The sequence below is a fragment of the Streptomyces sp. NPDC006476 genome, assembly GCF_040612015.1.
GTDB lineage: Bacteria > Actinomycetota > Actinomycetes > Streptomycetales > Streptomycetaceae > Streptomyces > Streptomyces griseorubiginosus_B.
In genome coordinates this window covers 23,161-33,004 of sequence record NZ_JBEXPK010000086.1, presented here as the reverse complement: position 1 = coordinate 33,004, position 9,844 = coordinate 23,161, and the positions used below count along the sequence as shown (strand labels likewise).

Genomic DNA, 9,844 nt, shown 5'->3' with positions numbered 1-9,844 from the left:
GCACTGGCTGCACACCTACAATCACCACCGCGGACACACCGCACTGAAAGGGCAACCACCCGCCAGCCGCGTCCCCAACCTCACGGGTCAGTACAACTAGCCCACGGGCGAGGCCGTACGGACGGGGCGCAGGAGGCCGCGTGGCCTGCGTCCGCGCCGGCAAGGTTCCGGCAAGGTTCCGACAAGGCTCGCTGCCCATTGTCGTCCTGTGCACCGAGGCGACCACGCCGGCCACAGGAGCGGAAGGTCCCGCCGGCGCACGGCCCTGGCGCATCTGCGCGAGGGGCGTGGGACAAAGGGAGAGGGAATCAGTGCGGACGACACGACGGGCGAGGCTGGCTTCGTTGACGGCGGTGGCGGCACTCGCCGTCCCGGCGCTGGTGGCGGGTGGCACAGGAACGGCGTCGGCGCAGGTCGCGTCGAAGACGGCCGCCGCCGAGGTCGAGTGCACCGGCTTCACCAACGTGAGTGTCGGTGGCGGTTGGTACCTCCATGTGCCGTCGGTGGGCTCGGGCAACTACAACTGCGTCGTGGCCCGGGGGATGAACGGCATCCCCGTACTGGTCGTGCAGGAGAGCCTCAACACCTGCTTCGGCCAGCACATCGCGGAGGACCGGGACTTCGGCGGCAACACTGAGCAAGCAGTGAAGAACGCCCAGACGAAGATCAACCAGAGCTGGAGCGACGCCAAGCTGAAGGTGGACGGCCGTTTCGGCCCCAAGACCAGCTCCTGGTTCGTCTTTGAGGCATACGACTACAGCAACGGCGAAAATGGCAGCCACACGGGCTTCTGCTACAGGCGTCCTTGACGTGTCCACACGGCGGCTCAGCGGACGCTGAGCAGTACCTTCTCAGAGTTCTGCCGGCAGGCCGAGGCGGCGCAGCCGCGCGCGGACGCCGTCCGAGTCCGGCACGCCGAGTTCGTCCAGGATGTCCGTCGCGCGGCGCGCGGCACGCTGGGCCGCCCGGGCGTCGCCGGCGGCCCGGTGGCTCTCGCTGAGGTGGGCCAGCACGTCGGCCTCGAAGTAGCGGTCCCCGAGACCGTGGAACAGCGCGACGGCGTTGTCGTAGCAGGCCGCGGCCCGGCGGTGGTCGCCCAGGTGCTGGTGGGCGTAGCCGAGGCTGTCCCAGGTGTCCGCCTGCCCGTCGCGGACGCCGAGTTCGGTGAAGAGCTCCAGCGCCTGCCCGCAGTACGCGAGGCACGTGTGGTGGTCGCCGAGCTGCGCGTGGTACCAGCCCACCGAGTTCAGGGCCCGGGCCTGTCCGGTCCTGTGGCCCAAGGAGGTGTACTGGTCAAGGGCCTCCCGGGCACAGGCCAGCGCCTCGGGGTAGGCGTCCCGCCGGGCGTGCAGGCGCGCCAGGTCGAGATGGGTGTGGGCCAGCTCGGTTCGGTCGCCGAGGGCTTTATGGAGATCCAGGGCGCGGGCGAGATGGCTGAGCGCGTCGTCCAGCTGCGTCAGGCGCGTGCAGGCGCGGCCGAGACCCCTGTGGGCGTCGGCCTGCCCGGCGGCAGAGGCCGAACGGAGTGCGGAGTCCAGCGCGGCCTCCTGGGCCGTGGCCCAGTCGGCCCAGTGGCCGCGTCGCTGCAGGAACGTCGTCAGGGCGCGGGTCAGCTGCCAGGTCGGGGCACCCGGTGCCCGGGTGGCGGTCCCCGACCGGTGCACCACCGTCAGGAGCACGGGGTGCTCGGCTGTGAACCAGGCAAGAGCCTCTCCGTGGTCCGCGGCATGTTCGGGGGAGACGCCGGGGACCACGGGCGGCAGCGCGATCGGATCGCGGTGCGGATCCAGCATGCGGTCCGCGGAGTGGGCGGAGTGCAGATAGTGGCCGAACAAGCGGTCTTCGGCCGCTTGTGTCTCGCCGGCGGCGTTCACGGTCTCGGCGAGTTCGGCGGCGTACATCCGCAGCAGGTCGTGGAGTACGTATCTGCCGGGTGAGTGCTCTGTGACCAGGCAACTGTCGGCCAGCGCGGTCAGTAGTCGGCCCGCGTCCCGGACGGGGATCCCGGCCAGGCTCGCGGCGGCGGGCACGCTGATGTCCGGGCCGGGGTGTACGCCGAGCAGCCGGAACATCCGGGCGGCCTGAGGGCTCAGGGTGCCGTACGACCAGGAGAACACAGCCCGTATGTCCGCCCGCGTGTCCTCGTTGCCGAAGCTGTCCAGCCCGGCGGGGGAGTCCTGGGCATCGCGGAGTTCGGCTGCGAGCCGTGCCAGGCCGAGCCCCGGCTCGGTGGCCGCGCGGGCCGCCACGATCACCAGGGCCAGCGGCAGCCGCGCGCAGCGGCTCACGATCTCGTCGACCGCCAGCGGTTCGGACATCACGCGCTCGGCCCCCATCCGGCGGGCGAGCAGCCGCCGGCACTCCGCCGCGGGCAGCACATCCAGGACAAGACTCCGGGCGCCTTCCAGGGCGATCAGGCCGGAGAGCCGGTTTCGGCTGGTCACCAGGGTGAAGCACCCTGGACTGCCGGGCAGGAACGCCCGTACCTGTTCGGCGTCCCGTGCGTTGTCGAGTATCACCAGCATCCGGCGTCCCGCCAGCATGCTCCGGTACAGCCCGGCCTGGGCCTCCGGGCTGACCGGCATGTGCTGGGGAAGCACGCCCAATGCCTCCAGCAGCCGGGGCAACGCCTCGGCCGGGGTCACGGGTGGCCGCGAAGGCTCGAAACCATGGAGGTTCACGTAGATCTGGCCGTCCTCGAACCAGTCGGCCACCCGGTGCCCCCAGTGGACGGCCACGGCCGTCTTCCCAACGCCCGCGGTCCCGGAGAGGGTCGAGATCACCGCCACCGTGGGGCTGCCGATGTCGCCCGCGAGGATCTTGTCGAGCTGGGCCAGCTCCTCCTGCCGACCGGTGAAAGACGGTACGTCCAGGGGCAGATGCGCCAGAATCGGCGCGGACCGCGGACGTACCGAAGGCGGCGGATCCGTGGCCTCGGCCGGCCGGGCCGCGTCCTGCAGGATCGCCTGGTGGAGATGCCGGAGCTCGGTCCCCGGATCGGCGCCCAGTTCGTCGGCCAGCCGTTTCCGGCTCGCGGCGAAGCACTCCAGAGCCTCGGAACCGCGCCCCGCCTCATACAGCGCCCGCATCAGCACGGCAACCAGCGGCTCCACGAGCGGGTGTTGGTCGACCAGTTCGGGCACCCGGTCGATCACCACCGCGTGGTTGCCCACCGCTGTCTCCGCGTTGGCCCACGCGGTGACCGCGTCCAGCCGCTGCCGTTGCCAGGTGTTGCGCATCCGCGTCGCCCACTCCCCGGACAGTCCGGCGAGGGGTTCCCCGCGCCACAGGTCCAGGGCCTCGCGGAGTATCGTCACCTGCTCGGCGTCGCTCCGGCCGGCTCTGCGGGCGTCGGCGACCAAACGATGAAACCGGTGGAGGTCCACGTCTTCGGAGTCGGCGTCCAGCACGTAACCGCCGCTACGCCGAAGCAGGCCCGGCGTGCGAACGGCCCCGGCGGCTGCCAACCCCCGCCGAAGGCGGGCCACATGCGCGTACAGCGCCTGACGTGCCTCGTCCGGCGGATCCGCACCCCACACCCGCCTCATCAACGTCTCGATCGGCACTGCCCGGCCGGCGTCCACCGCGAGGGCCGCCAGCACGCTCCGCCGCTGTGGAGGACCTATGTCGATCGGGCCTTGGCCCCATAACTCGACGGGCCCGAGAAGTCTGAACGTCACCACGACAACCCCCGGCGATCAGACGCGCGCACGCTCCGCACCTTCCCCTGGCCGGTCATCCCCTCCACCGGCATCGCCCTGGCGACACCCCCCAGGCACCAGATCAGGACACACGCTACGCGTGCGTAAGACAGCCCCACAAGGCTCAGCCCAGCCAGGTCTTCTCCGGCAGTCGACCCGCAGACGCTGCTGTTCACCTCCGCGGTGGCGGAGGACCCCCTCGGCTCCGCCACACCACATTTCCTGGAGAACGAGTTGCGCCGCACTCGCAGTCAACGCGAGTCAGGTCAGAGATCCGGCCGAAGCTGTGAGCGTTCTGGTCCATGGGGGCGGATGCGGCTTGAAGGCCACCCTTCATCGCTGAAGTGGCCGCTTCCACCGGGTTGGGGTGCTTCCGTCGAGTGAAGTGCACGACGGCGACGTCCCTGAAGTGATCCTCGCAGAGCGTGCGAAGCGTCCCGGTGGGCCGTTGTTCCTCTCCTGCGCAGCGGACGCACGGTTCACCGCGTATGAACATAACCTCGGTCATGATCGTTCCGATCCGCCGTTCCGTACGGTCAGTGAAAATCACTAAAAGTTACTGGCGAAAACCGCCACACCTCCATGCTGCGCCCGTAGGTGTCACTCGGCTACCCCCGGGGCCGCTACAGGGATGCGGACCAGCGAGGTGAGGTGTCAGCCCAGGCCGTGTCCCATGCGGCGAGGTTGTGGCGGTGAATGACGCGGCCGGCGACGCCGGGCTCAGGGCGAGTCGGTGATCTTTCCGTGGGTGTCGACCCAGACGCGGACGGTGGCCCTCTTGGGAAGGGCGGGCTGGACATCGGTTCTCGCGGTGTGCGGGTGACCGCTGTGGCCGGTGAAGCGGATCTTGAGCGGATAGAGGGTCTTTCTCGCTTCGGCGGAGCCGGGTTCGGGATGGCACTGGGTGCCTTCGAGGAGGACCGCGGTGATCGGGTGGCGCCGCGCACGGCCGCGGTGTGAGGGGCCGGAACCACGTGCAGTGGCGCGGGTAATGCTCCGGTGAGGCGACGGGTGATCTCCGGCCGCAGGGCGCCTCCGCCAGCTATGAGATGCCGCCGCAGGAGCGGGTGATCGCGCACCGGGGGTGGCCTCCACCAGAGCTGTTCCGCGCGGATGATCAGAGCCTCCACGGAAGGGGGCTGCCACGGTGATGCGGCCATGCCCACACCTCACCCAGCAAGAGCGCGCAAAAACCGTTTGGTGGACGACCGCGACCGCTGCTACGTTTCCGACGGCCGTGCGAGTGATCGAGGAGGTGGTACCCGTGAACGCAGTATCGACATGGGTGCTCCCCTCCGGGGTCACGGTCGGGCGATAGGTCGTCCGGGAGCGCCGTTGTGCGCACTCCCGAAAGGCACGACCATGCACTTCACTTCTGAACGGCGCCTCGACGACGGCGTCCTCGAGCGCGAATTCACCCTCGGCGAGATCCCCGGCATCCTGTGGACACCCGGATCCGCTTCCGCACCGGTGCCGCTGATCCTGCTCGGCCACCCCGGCGGACTGCCGAAGATGTACCCCCGGCTGGCAGGGCGGGCCCAGCACTCCGCGGCGGAGGGTTTCGCAACGGCCACCATCGAACTCCCCGGCAGCGGTGACCGGCCCCGTTTGGCCGACACCGAGCAGGCCCGAGCCGACCTGCGCCGGGCGCTGGAGGCCGGTGAGCCGGTCGGCGACGAGATCATCGACGCCCTCATCCTCCCGCTGGTTGAGAAAGCGGTCCCGGAATGGCAGGCCGCCCTGGACGCGATCCTCGCGCTGCCCGAGATCGGCGGCCCGGTCGGGTACTCGGGGGGAGTGATCTCCATCGGCGTCCGGCTGGCGCTGGTCGAGCCGCGCATCGTGGCCGCCGGTCTGTTCGCCGGGAGTTTCATCCCTCGCGTCATGTTCGAGCAGGCCCGCCAGGTCACCATTCCGCTGCACGTCCTGCTCCAGTGGGACGACGAAGGCAACGATCGGCATGCAGCCCTGAACCTGTTCGACGCCTTTGGCTCCAAGGAGAAGTCCCTGAACGCCAATATGGGTGGCCACACCGGTGTCCCGCAGTTCGCAGGGGACGCCGCGGCCCGGTTCTTCACCCGGCACCTGAAGTGAGGCCGGCCCGTCAGGCCACCACCACACCGTAAGCCGCGCTGACCGGAATGCTGCTGTGGGCCTCTGCCAGTCGGGCAGGGGCCCGCGGTGCCCGTGTGCGGCGGCTTCGAGCCTGCATTCCTCACCGGACCGATCTCCCAGCACCTGCTGGACCAGACGAGACATTCCGATGTGATCAGATGTCGCTGGGAGAAAGGGCATGCAATGGACGAAGACGAGTGCCTTGACCGCTACGGTCTGCACCCGGCCGGCGTAGGCCTCGACGAGGTTCGCGGGCTGCTCGGAGAACAGATCCGGATGGAGCGCCAAGCTCAAGGCCGCGGCGACACCGAGCTGATGAAGTTGTGCTGCGTGCAGTTGTTCAATGCAGGCAGTCTCGACGACGTCCTGCTCATCTGGGAGGCCAAGTCCGCCAGCATGGACGCCGCCTGCTCGATCGACATCCAGTTGATGTGCGGAGGCGGACTGGCCAGAACCAAGGCACACCTGTTGTCGCAGCCTCTACCAGAAGCCGAAGCGGCGCTTCAGCGATTGCTCGACTGCGAGAAGGCAGGCGACTTCGAGGACTTCTCCGTCGAGGGACAATCCGCCCAGTACGCCGCCTACTACACGCCGTGAAGCGGCTGCTCAGCACTCTCTAAACGGCTGTGGCCGGCCATGCCTCGCGGTCCAACAGATCGAGGACGAGTGCGGCGATGTTCCAAGCGTCGTCCTCGCCGCGGTGATGGCGTCCTTCGAGCGGCAGTCCGGCGATCTGCAGGGCGTGGTCCATGCCGGGCTTCTTGCGCAGCCCGTAAGCCGTCGTGAATACAGCCTTGGCGTTGGTGTGGGTGCGCTCGGTCGGATGGCCGAAGGGGTAGGCCACTGCGTCGGCCTGACTCTGCCGAGCGAACTGCCGACGGTCGTACTCGCCCCAACTCGTCCAGGGGCGCTCCCCGGCCCCGTACTCCTCGACGAGGATCCGGCAGGCCTCGGCGAAGGTGACGCCCCGTTCCACATCGGCTTGAGCCAGTCCCGTCAGCTCGGTGCAGAAGTCGCTCACCGTCGACCGGGTGGGGCGGACCAGAACACGGTGCCGGGATACCCGGCGCCGTGCCGCCACGTCCACGACGGTGAGCCCGATCTCGATGATCTCGCTCACAGAGCCGGGCGGCGGCTGCCCATCCCAACAGGTGGCTTCCACATCGATGACGTTGAGCAGGGCGGGTTGGTGATGCATGGGACCGAGGGTAGGGACGCGAGCCCGGATCCGGCACCCGAATTCATGCCCTGGTCTGAATCAGCAACACAGCCTTGGGGGATGCATGCTGGACGGTGGGGCACGTGACCTGGCGCCACTCGTGCCAGAAGGAGCGCCGGGCGTTCTCCGCCGGCGGGCGGACCATCACGTCACGGTCCCGCCAGCATCGCCACGAGCATCCCCGGCACCGGCCAAGGCCCGCACCACGTGATCCGTACGTTTCAACGCGATCCGTGTGGTTCCCCACTGGACTGTGTGAGGCGTTGCAGGATCTGTCGTTCCGAGGGCTGCAGCGGGGGTTCGTCTGTCCGGGGCAGCGGTGGTCCGTTGAGGGTGGCGAACAGGGCTGCTGGGCGCAGTAGCCGCGATGCGGGGGCTTTCAGGCTGGTCACGTCCCACAGGGCCGCCGCGGCGTTGAAGGATCCGGTCGCGGCGCGGGTCAGCCGGCGTGCGTAACCGGCGGCGAGCCGGTCGGCGATCGTTGCCTTCTCACCTCTGACGTCCGGGTACAGGACGTCCATGGCCACGGCGGTGGACCATGCGGTGTCGACGTGGCGGGCGGCGCTCACCAGAACGCGGCGGGAAAGGCCGGAGTCGAAGACCTCGCTTCGGAGCAGTTCCTGGAACAGGTCATGCGCTCCCAGCGCGGCGACGGACATTCCCTGCCCGTATGCCGGGTTGAAGGTGGCCAACGCGTCACCGAGCACAAGGAATCGCTCTGGCCACACCGGGGATTTCTCGAAGTAGCGCCGGACGTTGCTGGTGCTGCGGCTGACCGCCACGTCGGTGAGGGGCTCGGCGCCGGAGATCAGCTGGCTGACAATCGGATGCGGAAGGCCTGCGATGTAGTCGAGGAAGCCCTGTGGGTCGTTTGGGGGCTCGCCTCCTCGGGTGCCGCCTGCACTGACCATCCACCGGTTGCCCTCGATCGGCAGAACCATGGCGCTTCTGCCGGGCCGGCCGCTGTAGGGGTTTGCCTGGATCATGGTCAGGGGGAAGGACTCGGCACCCGGTGGTGTGCGGTAGATGCGGGTGGCATTGGTGAGGCCGGAGTCGATCTTCCTCTGTTGCACACCACTGACGCCGATGGCTGTGAGCCACTCGATGTTGCGGGAACCGCGTCCGCTCGCGTCGATGACGAGGTCTGCCTCCACCTCGCTGCCCAGGGCCGGGTCCGCCCCGCTGATGCGGACACCGCGAATGCGCCGCGTGTCGCCCAGCAGCCCCTCCACCACCGCCTGATGGATGGAGACCTTGGTCGTCTGCTGCAGCAGCGTTTCGCGGACCACCCAGTCCAGCAGGCCCCGTGTACAGGTGATCATGCGGGAGGCGTTCCACCGGTACCGGCGGAACCAGCCGGCGTCGGGGGAGAAGGCCAGCATGCCGTTGGCCAGCGAGATCTCGTGTGCGCCTGCCTCGAAGAGGCGCTTGCGCACGTCTTCCCTGAACAGACTCTCCATGGCCATCCACCCGCCGGCCATGAGCAGGTGGGCATGCTGTCCCTGGGGAACCCCTCGGCGGTTTGCGGGACCGGAAGGAAGCTCATCCCTGTCGAGGAGCACGATTTCCGCCTCGGGGACCGCACGGGACACGGCTGCTGCGGCGAGCAGCCCGGCTATGCCCGCTCCGATCACGACAGCTCTTTGCGACACAGGTTCTCCTTGTTGCGGTCGTACGTGTTCACTGTGCCCGTACGTGATCCGGTGCCGCATGCTGCGTCCCGCTCACGGCGTTTGCGAGTTCGACCAGATCTATGGTGAGGCGGAGTTTTTCCGGCGGATCGGCAGGGCCGCCGATCCGCCCCGATGCCCGGAGTATGCCATCCGTGATCATCGCTTTCTCCGCGGCGATGCGGGCCCTGTCGGGACTTTCGCCACGACCCACTGCGGCTGCATAAGCGGTCTCGCCGACGCGCTGGTCGACCTGAGCCGCCAACTGCAGCAGGGCGTCGCGGATGCGCGCTTCGAGCAGATAAAGGCGGCGGCTGGGCAGTTGCCACCAGAACTGCCACCATCGGGGGGTGGCCTGGGGGGTAGTGGTGACATCTTTGACTGCGGTCCACAGGGGCAGCAGCGCCCGGTAGTTGACCAGGCTCTGCTTCTCCGATGCCGCCGCCGAAAGACGCGGAAGGACGAACCCGGCGGAGTAGATGAGCGCGCCGAGGGAAGCGGCGGGCGGCGCCACCGTCGTCGACAGGAAATCGAGGTTGTATCCGCACCACCGGGCCACAACCGCCGTGACTTTGGTCAGCTCGAATCCGAGGACGTCCAGGAGCAGGCCCGCCAGGATCAGCCGGAGTCCGACGCGGAGTAGACCGGTGACTTCATCGCGCGCCCACTTCAGACACACCACGCTCAGAACTATGGTGCTGGCCAGGTGCCCCAGGAGGTAGAGGACGATCATCTCCCGCATGTACGGGGTGTTGGCGTAGTAGGTGTCCAGGTCGGTGAGGCGCTCGGTGTCCGCGTCCGCGAGACTGAACAACACGATGATGGCGAGGATGAGCATGGCGTAGACCGCGATGCTGATCCGCACCATCCGCCGTATCTGCCGGGCGGGTCCGCCCCTCCAGTGGATCAGCAGGATGATCAGTGAGCAGCTGAAGGCCGAGATGGAGCTGTAGGTCAGCGGTGCACCGACGTTCGGGATCCCGGTGACGCGGTTGACGGCGGCCAGCGTCGCCGGAGCCGCGCAGATGAAGCAGATGGCGCCGAGAAACGCGGTCGCCCGGGTAGGAACCGTCAGCGAGGTGAGAGCGGTCGTACGGGATCGGCGGATCACCATCGCGGCCACCACTAACAGCAACGCC

The 9,844-nt window shown here is 68.6% G+C and carries 7 protein-coding genes; 3 read left to right on the top strand and 4 right to left on the bottom strand.

Going from position 1 to position 9,844, the window contains the following annotated elements; genetic code table 11:
• Positions 1-311 precede the first annotated feature (311 nt).
• Positions 312-809 (top strand): peptidoglycan-binding domain-containing protein, encoded by a 498-nt coding sequence (locus ABZZ74_RS45645; RefSeq protein ID WP_356950029.1) that lies wholly within the window; start codon positions 312-314, stop codon positions 807-809.
• A 42-nt stretch (positions 810-851) separates the two neighbouring features.
• Here the strand turns inward: ABZZ74_RS45645 and ABZZ74_RS45640 are convergent, their stop codons facing one another.
• Positions 852-3,680 (bottom strand): BTAD domain-containing putative transcriptional regulator, encoded by a 2,829-nt coding sequence (locus tag ABZZ74_RS45640; protein ID WP_356950028.1) that lies wholly within the window; start codon positions 3,678-3,680, stop codon positions 852-854.
• 1,383 nt (positions 3,681-5,063) lie between these two features.
• On the opposite strand from ABZZ74_RS45640, the gene ABZZ74_RS45635 reads away from it, so the two are divergent.
• Together ABZZ74_RS45635 and ABZZ74_RS45630 are read left to right on the top strand one after the other, a co-directional pair.
• On the top strand, positions 5,064-5,795 hold the full coding sequence (locus tag ABZZ74_RS45635; protein WP_356950027.1) for an alpha/beta hydrolase: 732 nt from the start codon (positions 5,064-5,066) through the stop codon (positions 5,793-5,795).
• Between the two features lie 204 nt (positions 5,796-5,999).
• Positions 6,000-6,413, top strand: a complete 414-nt coding sequence (locus ABZZ74_RS45630; protein ID WP_356950026.1) for a hypothetical protein — start codon at positions 6,000-6,002, stop codon at positions 6,411-6,413.
• Positions 6,414-6,432: 19 nt separating this feature from the next.
• On the opposite strand, the gene ABZZ74_RS45625 is transcribed toward ABZZ74_RS45630, so the two are convergent.
• The 3 genes from ABZZ74_RS45625 to ABZZ74_RS45615 all read right to left on the bottom strand — a co-directional run bounded on the left by ABZZ74_RS45625 (position 6,433) and on the right by ABZZ74_RS45615 (position 9,819).
• The gene (locus ABZZ74_RS45625) at positions 6,433-7,014 is read right to left on the bottom strand and encodes a 3'-5' exonuclease (protein ID WP_356950025.1); all 582 of its coding nucleotides are present in this window, start codon (positions 7,012-7,014) and stop codon (positions 6,433-6,435) included.
• Between the two features lie 242 nt (positions 7,015-7,256).
• Entirely contained in the window at positions 7,257-8,687 is a 1,431-nt protein-coding gene (locus ABZZ74_RS45620; RefSeq protein ID WP_356950024.1) for an FAD-dependent oxidoreductase, read from the bottom strand.
• Positions 8,688-8,715: 28 nt separating this feature from the next.
• A complete protein-coding gene (locus ABZZ74_RS45615) occupies positions 8,716-9,819 on the bottom strand; it encodes a DUF6545 domain-containing protein (RefSeq protein WP_356950032.1) in 1,104 nt (367 codons plus the stop codon).
• Between the last annotated feature and the right edge of the window lie 25 nt (positions 9,820-9,844).

What these genes read in the sequence shown, in the direction of transcription:
- ABZZ74_RS45635 (WP_356950027.1), top strand. Translation starts at nt 5,064, where the DNA reads ATGCACTTCACTTCTGAACGGCGCCTCGACGACGGCGTCCTCGAGCGC.
- ABZZ74_RS45630 (WP_356950026.1), top strand. Translation starts at nt 6,000, where the DNA reads ATGGACGAAGACGAGTGCCTTGACCGCTACGGTCTGCACCCGGCCGGC.
- ABZZ74_RS45625 (WP_356950025.1), bottom strand. Translation starts at nt 7,014, where the DNA reads ATGCATCACCAACCCGCCCTGCTCAACGTCATCGATGTGGAAGCCACC.
- ABZZ74_RS45615 (WP_356950032.1), bottom strand. Translation starts at nt 9,819, where the DNA reads ATGGTGATCCGCCGATCCCGTACGACCGCTCTCACCTCGCTGACGGTT.